This window comes from Streptosporangium sp. NPDC023825 (assembly GCF_040639575.1).
Taxonomy (GTDB): domain Bacteria; phylum Actinomycetota; class Actinomycetes; order Streptosporangiales; family Streptosporangiaceae; genus Streptosporangium.
Map to the genome: position 1 here is coordinate 1 of NZ_JBFAAE010000024.1, position 13,044 is coordinate 13,044.

The 13,044-nt window shown below is 67.2% G+C and carries 15 protein-coding genes and 1 tRNA gene; 12 read left to right on the forward strand and 4 right to left on the reverse strand.

Annotated elements, in window-relative coordinates; all coding sequences use genetic code 11:
* From AB0G15_RS21440 to AB0G15_RS21480, 9 genes are all read left to right on the forward strand, one after another.
* Positions 1–371: hypothetical protein (locus AB0G15_RS21440; protein WP_362842343.1), on the forward strand; the 371-nt coding region annotated here is incomplete at its 5' end.
* 428 nt (positions 372–799) lie between these two features.
* On the forward strand, positions 800–1,531 hold the full coding sequence (locus tag AB0G15_RS21445; RefSeq protein ID WP_362842346.1) for a GntR family transcriptional regulator: 732 nt from the start codon (positions 800–802) through the stop codon (positions 1,529–1,531).
* 122 nt (positions 1,532–1,653) lie between these two features.
* Positions 1,654–2,088, forward strand: a complete 435-nt coding sequence (locus tag AB0G15_RS21450) for a plasmid replication, integration and excision activator (RefSeq protein ID WP_362842349.1) — start codon at positions 1,654–1,656, stop codon at positions 2,086–2,088.
* Entirely contained in the window at positions 2,085–2,411 is a 327-nt protein-coding gene (locus AB0G15_RS21455; protein ID WP_362842352.1) for a hypothetical protein, read from the forward strand. Before AB0G15_RS21450 ends, AB0G15_RS21455 begins: the two co-directional genes overlap by 4 nt.
* An 85-nt stretch (positions 2,412–2,496) precedes the next feature.
* Positions 2,497–3,921: an FtsK/SpoIIIE domain-containing protein gene (locus AB0G15_RS21460; protein WP_362842355.1), complete on the forward strand. Its 1,425-nt coding sequence runs from the start codon at positions 2,497–2,499 to the stop codon at positions 3,919–3,921.
* Entirely contained in the window at positions 3,918–4,112 is a 195-nt protein-coding gene (locus tag AB0G15_RS21465) for a hypothetical protein (RefSeq protein WP_362842358.1), read from the forward strand. The genes AB0G15_RS21460 and AB0G15_RS21465 overlap by 4 nt, the downstream gene beginning before the upstream one ends.
* The gene (locus tag AB0G15_RS21470; RefSeq protein WP_362842361.1) at positions 4,109–5,815 is read left to right on the forward strand and encodes a replication initiator; all 1,707 of its coding nucleotides are present in this window, start codon (positions 4,109–4,111) and stop codon (positions 5,813–5,815) included. The genes AB0G15_RS21465 and AB0G15_RS21470 overlap by 4 nt, the downstream gene beginning before the upstream one ends.
* A 1-nt stretch (position 5,816) precedes the next feature.
* On the forward strand, positions 5,817–6,017 hold the full coding sequence (locus AB0G15_RS21475; protein ID WP_362842364.1) for a helix-turn-helix domain-containing protein: 201 nt from the start codon (positions 5,817–5,819) through the stop codon (positions 6,015–6,017).
* Entirely contained in the window at positions 6,017–7,366 is a 1,350-nt protein-coding gene (locus tag AB0G15_RS21480) for a tyrosine-type recombinase/integrase (protein WP_362842367.1), read from the forward strand. Before AB0G15_RS21475 ends, AB0G15_RS21480 begins: the two co-directional genes overlap by 1 nt.
* 86 nt (positions 7,367–7,452) lie before the next feature.
* Here AB0G15_RS21480 and AB0G15_RS21485 read toward each other — a convergent pair.
* Positions 7,453–7,542: transfer RNA gene (locus tag AB0G15_RS21485), tRNA-Ser, on the reverse strand.
* Between the two features lie 272 nt (positions 7,543–7,814).
* Positions 7,815–8,378: a YceI family protein gene (locus tag AB0G15_RS21490; protein ID WP_362842370.1), complete on the reverse strand. Its 564-nt coding sequence runs from the start codon at positions 8,376–8,378 to the stop codon at positions 7,815–7,817.
* A 104-nt stretch (positions 8,379–8,482) separates the two neighbouring features.
* Between AB0G15_RS21490 and AB0G15_RS21495 the strand changes: the two genes are divergently transcribed.
* Positions 8,483–8,992, forward strand: coding sequence for a MarR family transcriptional regulator (locus AB0G15_RS21495; RefSeq protein WP_362842373.1), 510 nt, complete (start codon positions 8,483–8,485; stop codon positions 8,990–8,992).
* Positions 8,993–9,093: 101 nt separating this feature from the next.
* On the opposite strand, the gene AB0G15_RS21500 is transcribed toward AB0G15_RS21495, so the two are convergent.
* Positions 9,094–9,597: a SigE family RNA polymerase sigma factor gene (locus AB0G15_RS21500; RefSeq protein ID WP_362688768.1), complete on the reverse strand. Its 504-nt coding sequence runs from the start codon at positions 9,595–9,597 to the stop codon at positions 9,094–9,096.
* Positions 9,598–9,902: 305 nt separating this feature from the next.
* Between AB0G15_RS21500 and AB0G15_RS21505 the strand changes: the two genes are divergently transcribed.
* Together AB0G15_RS21505 and AB0G15_RS21510 are read left to right on the forward strand one after the other, a co-directional pair.
* On the forward strand, positions 9,903–10,853 hold the full coding sequence (locus tag AB0G15_RS21505; RefSeq protein WP_362842376.1) for a hypothetical protein: 951 nt from the start codon (positions 9,903–9,905) through the stop codon (positions 10,851–10,853).
* Positions 10,854–10,858: 5 nt separating this feature from the next.
* Positions 10,859–11,704, forward strand: coding sequence for a MauE/DoxX family redox-associated membrane protein (locus AB0G15_RS21510; RefSeq protein ID WP_362842378.1), 846 nt, complete (start codon positions 10,859–10,861; stop codon positions 11,702–11,704).
* 119 nt (positions 11,705–11,823) lie between these two features.
* Here the strand turns inward: AB0G15_RS21510 and AB0G15_RS21515 are convergent, their stop codons facing one another.
* Positions 11,824–13,005, reverse strand: a complete 1,182-nt coding sequence (locus AB0G15_RS21515) for an ATP-binding protein (protein ID WP_344749614.1) — start codon at positions 13,003–13,005, stop codon at positions 11,824–11,826.
* Positions 13,006–13,044 lie beyond the last annotated feature (39 nt).

The following is a 13,044-nucleotide window of genomic DNA, read 5'->3' on the forward strand; positions in this document are numbered from 1 at the left end:
TCTGGCGAGGTGGCGGCCTGATGAGCGGAAATGAGATTCCGGCCATCAGCCGGCAGAAAGCCATTACCCCGGTACGGGCCGCGCGCCGACTGCATGATGAGTTGGCCGCGTTGAACATCGCCTCGGATGTGCACGACGGGTACGGGCTGGCGCTGGTGTCGGTCTGGTTCGGGCTGGTCGTATGGACCGATGGCCAGGTGTTCCGCTGGTGGGCCGGGCAGAAGGCAGGCCGGCCTCGCCTTCGGCGCTACGCCTTCTGCCCCGCAACTGATCCGGTGACGGCTGCCCGCCGGGTGGCGAGTCGTTGCGTTGAGCTTCGCGAGCGGGGGCCGGTTCCGGTTCCCGGCCCGAACGGGTGCGCTCCGCAATGATCGAGCTGACGGGCTGCTTGAGTCCCCACGTGTCCACCCCCCAAGGCGGCCACACACGGCTGGTCTGGCTGACCCCTGACCGAGGGACGGCGCGCCTGCGAGTGATCACCTGGACCTGCCGATGCCGAGCCACCTTGTACGAGCTTTGCCAGGCCGGAGGACAGGGCTTCATCCGGCGCACGCTCCAGCGGGAAGGCAGTCCGGAAGTACACGAGACCTATCGATGGCCGATCCGGCAGGCCAGCGATATATGGAGGGCGTTGCTCTCCGGGGAGGCCCGATAGGCGGACGCGGCGACACGGCGGGCCTCGGTTGGTCGTGTCGTCGCGTCACGGGGTGAGAACTTCCTGTCGATCGAAGGGCTTCGCATCATCGACATGCGCTGATAGCCTGCTTGGCTAGACAAGCATGTTGAATGTGAGGCTCTAATGTCGTTTGAGTACACGCCTCCCAAATACGCGCAGTTGATCGCCGAGCTTGAACGGCGCATCGACTCCGGCGAGTATGCGGCGGGCTCGCTGCTGCCCAGCGAACACACGCTCATGGCGGAGTTCGGCATGGCACGGCCCACCGTGGTCAAGGCTCTCGGCGTCCTGCGCGATCAGGGATGGATCGTCACCCAACAAGGCAAGGGCCGTTTCGTACGCGGTCGCCCGGCGATCCCCAAAGACCAGAAGGCGCGCACGGGCCGCGAACTCCTCGACCGGACAGAGACCCAGGCCGCGAGCAAGCTGCTGGCGGCCGGACCGGTGGAGGCTACCAACCGCATCGCCGCCTACCTCGGCCTGGAGCAGAAGTCCACGGTTGTACTGCGCAAGATCCTGGTGGAGCGCGACGGCGAACCTACCGAGATTTCCGCCACCTGGGTTCCGGCCGATGTCGCCGAAGGTACGGCCCTGGCGGAGTCGGCCGATCTGCGCCAAGGCATCCGGCGCTACGTGGAGAGTGCGGCCGGCGTCTCGCTGGATCACGTCATCGAGCACATCACCGCGCGCAACCCCACCGCAGAGGAACGCAAGCTCCTGGGCGTGAAGCCCTCGGCCGCGCTGCTGGCCGTGTACGCCGTCGCCTGTGATGCGACGGGCAAGCCGTGGGTGGTGGTGGAGACCGTACTTCCCGGTGATCTTCACGAGCTGGAAGACGCCTACCCGATCCGGTAACCCAACTTTCCTCACGAAGCCCGCTTGGTGCACTTGACTAACCAAGCGGGCTTCGTGCTTAATGTAGAAGCAACTTGGTCAGTCAAGCAGGCTGAGCAATCAAGAAGAGGAGTTGTTGCTTTATGGCTATCCAAGGCCCCATCCCCGTCCACTTCGGACAGGTCTTCCCGCACGGCTGCTTCATCGTCGGCGAGGTCGAGCAGGTCAAGGACTTCGACGCCTCGTCCAAGGGCCGCACCGTCTACGCCAAGGACAAGAACACCGGAGAACTGGTCTGGCAGGTCGCGGTCATGGACGCCGACCCCACCGTCAAGGCCGGCCAGAAGACGGTCTCGGTCAAGATCCTCTCCCCCATCCAGCCGACCGTTCCGGCCGCGCTGCCGGGCCTGCCGTTCGTGCCGGTGGAGTTCGACGGCATGACCGCCACCGCCTACGTCAATCAGAACACCGGACGCCTGGCCTGGTCCATCCGCGCCACCGCGATGCGCCCTCCCCGCACCGCGGCGACTCCGGCCAAGGCTTCGGCTGCGACGGCCGGTAAGGACGTGGCCGCGTGAGAGAGCACCTGCCCTACACCCGCGCCGTGGTGACCCTCGACGAAGACGGCACCCGGCTCGACACCTCGTTCCGCACCCCGCACCTGTCGGTCATGGCGCTGGTCGCCGATGGCGGACGGCCGTTCCTGCACCTGTCCTCCCGTGAAGCACAGGTGATCGTCTCCACCACCGGCGGCGGACCGGTCACCGAACAAGACGTGATGCTCGCCCGGCAGATCGCCGACGTCGCCGCGCGCTACCTGGCCGACTGCGAGCGCCTGCACACCGACCAGTCCACCCACCCCGACCAGGTCGACGCCTCCGAGCAGGGCAAGGCGGCCTGACACGTAAGCGGGGCCGCTGGAAGGTGCAACTTCCGGCGGCCCCTCGGTTCTCCCCAGACGCGAATCAAGAGAGGGCTCAAGCCTAATGTTCAAAAAACTGCCCGGTGACGAGGCGCGTACCCTCGTCACCACGACCCCCGATACCGCTGTGGTGTTCCGCCCGGCCGTGGTGCGTACCCCGGCCATCTTCACCATCACGATCTTCTTGTGGCGGCTGCTGGCCGGAATCGTTCGGCTCGTCTGGCGTCATCCGATCGCGGTGGCCGTGCTCGCCGTTCCCGCGGTGCTCGGTGTCTTGTACGGCTGGCGGCTCGCCGTGGTCGTCGTCGCCGTTCCGCTCTCGCTGCTGGCGCCGTGGCCGTTCTTCGATCGGGCCTCGTTCAACCGCTGGCTGGGCTGGCGGCTGCTGGCCTGGTGGCGGCTGGTGTGGGTGTATCGGCGGCACTGGCAACCGGTGATGATCGTCTCCGGTCTCGGCCGGAACCTGCGCGGCCGGGACTACCTGCCTCGCATCGTGCGCGTCACCTGCACCTCGTGGGCGGACCTGGTCACGGTGAAGATGATCAGCGGCCAGTCGGTCAAGGACTGGACCGACCGCATCGAGCACCTCGCTCACGGATTCGGTGCCACCTCGTGCCGGGTGACGGTGGCCCGGTCGGGCCGGTTGCTATTGGCCTTTCCCCGGCGTGACCCGCTGGCCATTCCCTTACCCGCCCTGCCCATCCCTGAGGTGGCGTCGGTCGGGCCGGTCGAGATCGGCCGGTGTGAGGACGGCACTCCATGGCGGCTCAAGGTCCACGGCACCCATGTCCTGGTGGCCGGCGCCACCGGAGCGGGCAAGGGCTCCATCATCTGGTCCACCATCCGTGGTCTGCTGCCTGCGGTGCGGGTGGGCCTGGTTCAGGTGGGGGCGCTGGATCCCAAGCGGATGGAACTGTCCTTCGGACGCGCCCTGTTCGGTGACCGCTACGCCGCGAGTCCTGCGGCATGTGCTGATCTGCTGGAAGCGGCGGTGGCTGTCATGCAGGAGCGGGCTGATCGATTCGCCGGCCTCCAGCGCTCCCACACCCCCACCGTTGAGGATCCGTTCGTCCTGGTGGTGGTCGACGAGGTGGCGTTCCTGACTGCCTACCAATCTGACAAGGGCCTCAAGCTGCGTATCTCGGCTGCGCTGGCGACGCTCACCACCCAGGGCCGCGCGGTCGGGTTCGGCGTGATGGCCGCGCTCCAGGACCCGCGCAAGGAGGTCATGAACGTCCGCAACCTGTTCCCCGACAAGATCGCCCTTCGCCTGGATGAGTCCGAGCAGGTGGACATGGTCCTCGGCGACGGCGCACGCGACCGCGGGGCACTGGCCGATCACATCTCGCCGGTTCCCGAGCAGGGGGCGGGCATCGGCTACGTCCGCCTGGAGACCTCACCCGACCCGATTCGCGCCCGTGCCGGCTACGTCTCCGACACCGACATTCGCGCCATGGTCGCCGACTTCGCCGAGGAGGCAACCCAGTGAAGATCATCATTCAGGGCACCCTCGCCGAGATCGACACCATCCCCTTCCGCCTCCTCAGCCCTCTGTCCGACTCCCCGCCGCTCTTTGAGCTGGTGCTCTCTGACCTGGTGAACATCCGGCTGCGCCGTGACCCCTACAGCGCTTCCTACCGCTTCACCGCCGACGTGCTCGCCCGAGAGGAGGACATGTGACCGACGCCCCCACCTCCCCATCCGCCCCCTCGCCGGACGGTTCCAACCGCACCTTGCCCCGCCTCATCCGCGACACCCTGCCCTTCGCCCTGGACGTCGCGGTGGAGGTCGCCAAGAACAACGGCGTCTGTATCCGCCCGATCGAGCTGCGGCGCCTAGACACCCACACCGGTATGACCGAGTCGTTCAACATCCCCTGCGGCGCCACCCAGGAAGCCAAGTGCCCACCGTGTGCCACGCGCAACAAGCAGCTGCGTAAAGCCCAGTGCCGCGAGGGCTGGCACCTGGAGGCCGAACCCGTCGCCGAACCTCACCCCTCCACCGACGACCAGAAATGGCTGATCGAGTTCCGGGCCGACGTGCAAGCCAAGCGGGACGAGGCCGAGAGGGACGGGGAGGACACGCTTGATTGGGACGAGGCGATTGCCGGGATCGATGCGGAGATCAACGCCGCTGGGATGCGCGGCAACGTCCTGGGCGGCCGGGCAACCCCGAAGCGTTCCCGCTCGACGAGGCGGCGTCAGGATGCGCCGGACCTGCCCAAGCGGGCCAAGCAGAACACCACCCTCGGACGAACCTTCATCGCCTCCGACGGCAAGGTCTACCGGCCATCCCTATTCATCACCCTGACACTTCCCTCCTACGGGCGCGTGCACAACGGCGTCCCGGTCAACCCGGCCACCTACGACTACGCGGCAGCAGCACGCGACGCGCTGCACTTCTCCAAGCTCGTCGACCGGTTCGTGCAGAACCTCCGGCGCGTGGCGGGCTACGACGTGCAGTACTTCGCCTCCGTCGAACCACAGAAGCGGCTCACCCCTCATCTGCACATGGCGATCCGCGGGACCATGCCGCGTGCAGAGGTCAAAGCGATCGCCGCCGCCACCTACCACCAAGTGTGGTGGCCATCCGTCGACGAGATCCGCTTTGACGATGACCACCTGCCCATCTGGGCGCAACGGGCCGAACGCGCTGAGCCCTACCCCGACGGGCAGGCCGGCGACTACCTCGACCCGATCACCGGTGAAGTGCTGCCCACCTGGAACGAGGCACTCGACCAGCTCGATGCCGACGAGGCGGCCGAACCGCTGCACGTGGTCCGCTTCGGCGCTCAAGCCGATGTTCAGGGCGTCCTGGCCGGATCGCCGGATGCCGACCAGTGCCTCATCTACCTGTCCAAGTACCTGACCAAGAACCTCGGCGACCCCCTCGACCCCGACGACGTCGCCAACCAGGCTCGTCATGACCACGCCACCCGCATGGTCGAAGCACTGCGCTACGAACCCTGCTCCCCGGCATGCGCGAACTGGCTCCGCTACGGAATCCAGCCCAAGGGCGCCAGGGCGGGCATGCTGCCGGGCCGATGCCGCGGCAAGGCACACAAGGCCGAACACCTGGGCTACGCGGGCCGTCGCATCCTGGTCTCCCGCAAGTGGTCGAACAAGACCCTGCGCGAACACAAGGCCGATCGTCGGGCCTGGGTGCTCGACATGCTCGGCCTGCCCGACGACACCGTGACCGACCCACACCGCTACGTCTGGCGGCCGGTCTCCTCCAAGGATCCCAACCGCACCCCGCTGGCCAAACGGCTGCTGCGCGAGGTCGCCAACCGTCAGCGCACCCGCGCACGCCTGATCGAACTCCAAGCCAGAGCAGACGGACGACCAATCGAGGGTCTTTCGGCAATCGGAGAGGCGGCCTGACATGGAACCACTGTTCTACCGGCCCAAGGATGCCGCCGTGATGCTCGGCATGAGCCGTACGGCTGTCTTTCGACTGATCAAGTCCGGCGAACTGAAGTCGATCAAGGACGAGGGATATCGACTGGTCCCCCGGTGGGCGCTTCACGAGTTCGCGCGTGCCCTGGAGGCCAAAGCAGGTCTCTCACATGACGAGGCGGCGTGATGGCGACCAGGAAGCCCAACGGCCGTTCTTCCATCTACCTCGGCAAGGACGGCAAGTGGCACGGGTGGGTCACTGTCGGGGTCAAGCCGGACGGTTCACCCGATCGCCGGCACCGTAAGGGCAAGACCCAAGCCGAGGTGACCGCCCGCGTTGCCAAGCTGGAAAAGGAGCGTGAGGCGGGCCAGGTCAGCAAGCCGGGCAAGGCGCCTACCCTCGCCGAGTGGATGGCCGAATATCTCGACGTGATCTGTGCACGGCTCGTCGCCTCGGGCACGATGGCTCCCCGGACGCTCGATGACTACCGGTCCAAGACAGAGCACTGGATCAAGCCGCTGCTCGGCCGTCACCGACTCGACAAGCTCACGCCTGAGCACCTCGACCAGGCGTATTCGACCATGCTGGAAAGCGGGCTATCGCCCAGCACAGTGCTCAAGATCCATCGCATTCTCTCCCGCGCGCTCAAGATCGCGATTCGCCGGAACAAGGTGGCCAAGAACGTCGCAACGCTGATCGACGCACCGGTGGCCAACGATCCTGACCTTGAGCCGCTGACCCGTAATGAGGCGCGCAAGGTACTGGAAGCCGCCAAGACCAGGCGCAACGCGGCGAGGTGGTCGGTCGCGCTGTCGCTCGGGATCCGCCAGGGGGAGGCGCTCGGACTGCGGTGGTCGTTCGTCGACCTGGAAACCGGTGTGATCAAGGCGTGGTATCAGGTACAGCGCAAGCCATGGGAACACGGCTGCGACAACCCCCACGAGTGCGGCAAGGAGTGGCATCGCTGGCCGTGCAAGAAGAGGTGCACCGAGCACAAGCACCGGTCGGACTGCGCCAAGGCATGCAAGAGGCACGGTCACGTCTGCCCGAAGCGCACATGTCCGAAGGACTGCACCGGTCACGCCGATCGCTGCCCCAAGCGCACGGGTGGCGGCATGATCTTTCGTCAGCGCAAGGGCCGGAGCAAGCTCACCCTTCAATGTCCCCCCGAATTGCTGCCTTTCCTGCGGGCTCATCGCGACGCACAGGCGGCCGAACGGGAAAAGGCGGGAGATCTGTGGGAAGAACATGATCTCGTGTTCACCACCCGGCACGGCAAACCGATGGAACGGAGCGAGGACTACAAGGCGTGGAAAGCGCTCCTGAAGCGGGCGGGCGTTCGTGACGCACGACTCCACGACGCTCGTCACACGGCCGGAACACTCCTTGTGGAACAAGGTGTGCATATCCGCGTCGTACAGGAGATCCTCGGCCACGCGCGGGTGACCACCACCGAGCGCTACACCCACGTGGCCGGCGCGTTGATGCAGGACGCGAGCACCCGTATGGGAGCCGCCCTCTGGGGCGACGCGTGAGAACTGCAACCCAAACTGCAACCCTGACAGGGTTCAGAGATCAAAAAGGCCCTCTCCCCGTATCGCGGGAGAGGGCCTCTGATCTGCGGAGGCTCGGGGATTTGAACCCCGGATGGGCGGTAAACCCAAACCGCATTAGCAGTGCGGCGCCATAGACCTGACTAGGCGAAGCCTCCTGGTTGCCGTTCGGCTCAGCACAGAGTACCGGCCATCAGGCAAGGCGGCAAAGTGGTTGACGATCGCGTCTCGGGCAAGAGTTGGGGGAGAGTTATCCACAAGTGGTGGATAACTCTTCCCGCCCCTGTGGACAAACTGAGGAGTCCCCAGCTGAGCACGGTGGAAATCCTGTGGATTCCCAGTTCGCGAGACGCTACATCTCAGCAAGTGAACACCATTGAGGCCTCTCACCGCCTGCCGGGACGGGAGAGGCCTCGGGTGGCCACGGAGATCAGGCGGCCGGGTTGGCCTCGCCCTCGATCTCAATCTTGATCTTCTTGCCGACCAGGACGCCGCCGGTCTCCAGCGCCTGGTTCCAGGTCAGGCCGAACTCCTCGCGGTCGATCTCGGTCTTGATCGAGAAGCCCCAGACGTCCTGGCCCCACGGGTTGGTGCCGGCGCCGCCGTACTCGACGGTGAGCTCGACCTGCTTGGTGACGTCGCGGATGGTGAGGTCGCCGACAAGGGTGAACTCGTCACCGGAGTGACCGAGGACGCGGGTGCTGCGGAAGGTCAGCTCCGGGAACTTGTCGACGGAGAGGAAGTCGTCGCTGCGCAGGTGGTTGTCACGGTCGGGAGCGCCGGTGGTGATGCTGATGGTCTTGATCGAGAGCTCCGCGGAGGAGTCCAGGGGGTTCTCGGCGATGGTGACCGAGCCGGCGAACTCGTTGAACTGACCGCGAACCTTGCTCACCATCATGTGCTTGACGACGAAGCCGATCTGGGTGTGGGCGACGTCCAGAGCGTAGGTGCCCGGGGCGGGGATCTGAAGGTTCTCCCAGGTCCGAGTGGTCATTTTTCTGCTCCCGAAGAGATGCTTACTGGGTGGATGCTTGCGACAACAGATTTCTACAGGAGGAATATTCCTCTCGTCAACTACTGTCCGGTAGAGTGGTGAGCGTGAACCACTTCGACGACTCCCGGCTGACGGCGATGGGCCTCCTTGCCGAGGTCTACACCGGCATCTCAGCGAAGACGCATGAGTCCTTCGTCGCCGCGAAGCTCTCAGAGATCGACTTCGAGACGTTGATCAGGCTGGCGCGCTCGCCACAGCGGCGGCTGCGCATGAGCGACCTGGCGGCACAGACGGGGTTGTCCACGAGCGGGACGACCCGGGTCGTCGACCGGCTGGAGCGCGAGGGACTGGTCACGAGGCAGGCGTGCTCCAGCGACCGGCGGGCCTCCTACGCGGCCATCACCGAGGCGGGCGCCGACCGGTTGGGCGGCGTTCTCCCGCAACACCTGATCGACATCGACACCTGGTTCACCGGGCTTCTCACCCCCACGGAGCTCGACACCTTCCTCGACGCCCTGAGGACCATCCGCGACGCCGTACGACCGTGCGCCACCGCGGGAGCGGAGGACCGCCGGCCCGAGGCGGAGGGGACCGCGCTCAGCCCGTCCGAGTGAAGCATCCATATCCGCGTGAGGCGTCCACAGGGGATCGATGGACGCGTCCATAAGAGACGTCCATAAGAGATCGGTGGCGGGCGGGGAGCGTGCCGGCCGCCTCAGATCTGCGGTTCCAGATGCCGCGGTTCGGAGGTGAGGTCACCCCGGAGCTTGGCCATCCCCCGGGAGACCGTGCTCTTGACCGTCCCGACGCTGATGCCCAGGGCCTTGGCGATCTCCGGCTCGGTCATGTCCTCGTAGTAGCGCAGGACGACGGCGGTCCGCATCCGGGTGGGCAACCGGTCGAGGGCCTGCTCGACGCGCTCGGGCAGGTGCTGGGCGCTCGCGACGACCGGCTCGGGGAGCTCGCTCGACGGATACTCCTCCAGCTTGCGCCGCCGCCACCAGGAGATGTTGATGTTGACCATCGCCCGGCGCACGTAGCCGTCCAGGGCGGTGCGGTCCTGGATGCGATCCCAGGCGAGGTAGGTCTTCACCAGCGCCGCCTGCAACAGGTCCTCGGCGTCGCTCGGGTGCCCGGTGAGCCGGTGGGCGGCACGCAGCAGCGCCGGGCCGCGAGCAACGACATACTCGCGGAACTCCTCGTCGGTCCCGCCGGCCACCGCGATCACCAGCCTGTGCTCCAGGTGCGTATGGTGGCCAGAATCGCAGCCAGAACCCATACTGCGGCTGAACCGAAATCTATATTTCATCCCATCAACGGTAAAGATCAGATTCGATGGGCGATGGAGCCTACAAGAAGCCTTAGATAGCGGTTTGTCATCGGGCGGACACCAATGCGTTCTACCAGGGAGGGGAACTTTAGTACCCGGTTGGACACCTGCCGTGATTATTGGCGGAGCGGACAGCGGGATTCCGCGAAGCGTGTGACGCTGGCTGCGACACCTTGCAGAACTGGGGAGCGACGATGCCCTATCGCAGCGCCGATCGCCGCCGTACGCTGGCGGCCGCCGCGCTTGGCCGGACCGTCCAGGAGCCCGGTCCCCTCCCCGCGGAAGGCGAGCTCTTCCACGCGGTCAGCGGCACGATCCTCGACGTCAGCCCGCACCTGATCGTCATCGACACTCCGGACGGCGACGAGGAGCGGCTCGTCATCGCACCGTGGGCGACCGCCTGGCGTGGGGAGGCCGTCAGCCCCGCCAACCTCTCCCCCGGATCCAATGTGATCATCAAGGCGTTACGGGCCGGCCGGGTCGCGGACCGGATCTGGGCGGACATCACCAGGATCACCGGAGTGATCCAGTCGATCGGTTCCGAGGGCAAGGACCACACCGTGGAGCTGTACTGCGGGCCGCACCGCGGGCGGCGCACGATCGTCATCCCCTACCGGTCCTCCGGGCGGCTGCGGGTCAGGCACCCTCAGTTCGAACCCGGTTACCTGTTCGACGCCATCGGGGTCCGTGAGGACGGCACGGCACTGGCGCGGCTGCCCGCGACCTCGCAGCCGCCCTACCGGTGGACGGCCGTGCCGCCACCGCCCCCCGGCTACGTCGGCGTGCAGTCGCGGATCTCGGGCACGGCCACCTGGTCGGACACCTTCGACGACGGGGAGCAGGGGGTGGCCTACCCCATGCTGGAGCGGGCCGACACGGCGTGCGACGACACCGGGGTGTCCTGCGCCGGCCTGCCCTACCTGGCGCTGGGATCGATGCTCAACGTGCGCAACGTGTGCGCCGGACGCACCTCGGTCCTGCCGATCGTGGCGTGCGGCTGCCTGGCCGGCCGGTTCTGCGACCGGTGCCTGGAGTGCGGCACCTCGCCGCGCGGCCGGATCCTGGAACTGTCCCCGAGCTCCTTCGTGGAACTCGGCGGAGACCTGACCACCGGGTGCTTCAACGCCCGGCTTGGAATGGGGTGACACAGATGCTGACGACGATCGCCGCCGCGCAGTTGCCGGTCGTGTTCCTGCTGCTGGCCGCGGGTACGGTCGCGAAGATCTGGACGGTCGCGCGCGAGGCCGAACCGGGCACGCTGAGCAGGCTGGGACCGGCCGTGCTGGTGCCCGAGCACTGGCGCGCGCCCGCGATGCTGGGCTGCGCGCTCGGAGAACTGTTCCTGGTGAGCGGGCTGTTGCTGACCGGCCACCCGTCCTTCCGGTGGGGGATCTCCGGGTTCTTCGCGGTCTCCACCTACGTCCTGTGGGAGCTGCGGCGCCGCCGCCCGGACGTGGGCTGCGGCTGCTTCGGCGAGGTGAGCGCGCTCCCGGTGGGACGGCGGTCGCTGGGACGCACCATGGTGCTGACGGCCATGTCCCTGGGACTGGTCTGGACGCCGGAGATACCCGGCTGGGCGGCGATGGCGGACCTGACGTGGGCGCACGCGCCGGCCGTGCTGGCGGGACTGCTGGTGCTCGCCGCGCTCTCGCCGGAGATCGAGGAGACGGTCGCCAGGCTTCGCTACCGGGCACCCTGCGAGCAGCGCCGCCTCGACCCGGCCGCCGCGCTCGGGCGGCTGCGGTCGAGCGCGGTCTGGCGCTCGCACGAGGAAGTGCTGTCGAGCAAGGATCCGGTCGACAGCTGGCGGGAGCTGTGCTGGCGGTTCTTCGTCTATCCGGGCAACAGCCACGCGGGCGACCCCGTCGACGTGGTCTTCGCGATCTATCTGAGCGGGCGGCACCCGACGGTGCGGGTCGCCATGGTCGGCTCTGACGGGCAGCCGGTGAAGACCGGAACTCTGCCGGAATCTCTGCCGATATCGGCTGGACACTAGAGAACCCTAGATTTTCCTAGGGCAGCATGATTGAGCTCTATATGGCTCTCTAGCTTCCCCACTAGAGAGCCATATAGAGGGCTAGGGTCTCCCTCACATCATATCGAACAAATGTTCAGTCAGACCGGTTGTGACCGCAGGAACTTTCCGAAGTGCGGCACGGTGAACGCGATCAGCCCGCGTTCCGCGCTGTAGATCAGGCCCTTCTTGATGAGGCTGTCGCGAGCCGGGGAGAGACTCGACGGTTTGCGGCCGAGCCCCTCGGCCACCTCGGCGGTGGCGACGGGCTCGTCGCCGATGGCGGCCATGGCGTGCATGTAGTCACGCTCGGCGGGGGTGGCCCGCTCGTAGCGGCTGCCGAAGAAGCCGACCGCGAGTTCCTCCTCGGCCTCCGGCGCGGAGACCCTGATGTCGTCGGCGGTGATCGGGCTGCGCAGCGCCAGGTCCCAGGCGACCTTGCCGTACGCCTGGACGAAGTAGGGGTAGCCGTCGGCGGCCACGTAGAGGGCGTCGAGGGCGTCCTGGGTGAACTCCACGCCCTCGCTCTCGGCCGGGGCGATGAGCGCCAGGTCGGCCGCCTCGCGGTCGAGACGGTCGATCCTGGCGTAGCGGAAGAGCCGCTCGGAGTAGCTCTTGCTGGCCGACAGCACGCTGGGCAGGTGCGGCAGCCCCGCGCCGACCACGATCAGCGGGCCACCGCTCTGGGAGAGCTCGTGGCAGGCCGCGCAGAGCGCCGAGACGTCGGGGGCCTGCACGTCCTGCATCTCGTCGATGAACAGCGCGATGCCGACGCCCAGGTCGGTGGCGACCGCGGCGGCGTCGACGAACAGCTCGGTGAGGTCGATCTCCAGGTCTCCGGAGTCGGCGCGCCCCCGCCCCGCGGGCACGTCGATCGCGGGCGACCAGTGCGAGGTGCCCTTGGCCGCGGACGGGTCGCGCATCGCGAACGCCTTGAGCACGCCGAGGAACTCCTCGATGCGCTCGGGCGCCCGATGTCTCGGGGCCAGCTCCCTGACCGCCATGTGCAGGGCGGCGGCCACCGGGCGCCGGATCGACTGGTCGGGCCTGGCCTCGATCTTGCCGGTGCCCCACAGCCGCTGCATGGCCATCGACTTGAAGGTGTTGAGCAGAACGGTCTTGCCCACGCCGCGCAGCCCGGTGACCACCATGCTGCGCTCGGGGCGGCCTCGGGCCACCCGTTCCAGAACGATCTCGAACTGCTGTAGCTCGCGGTCGCGACCGGCGAGCTCGGGGGGGCGCTGTCCGGCACCGGGAGCGTAGGGATTGCGCACGGGGTCCACGCTCTCGGACTTTATGACGGGATATAGCGGTCGGCTTAG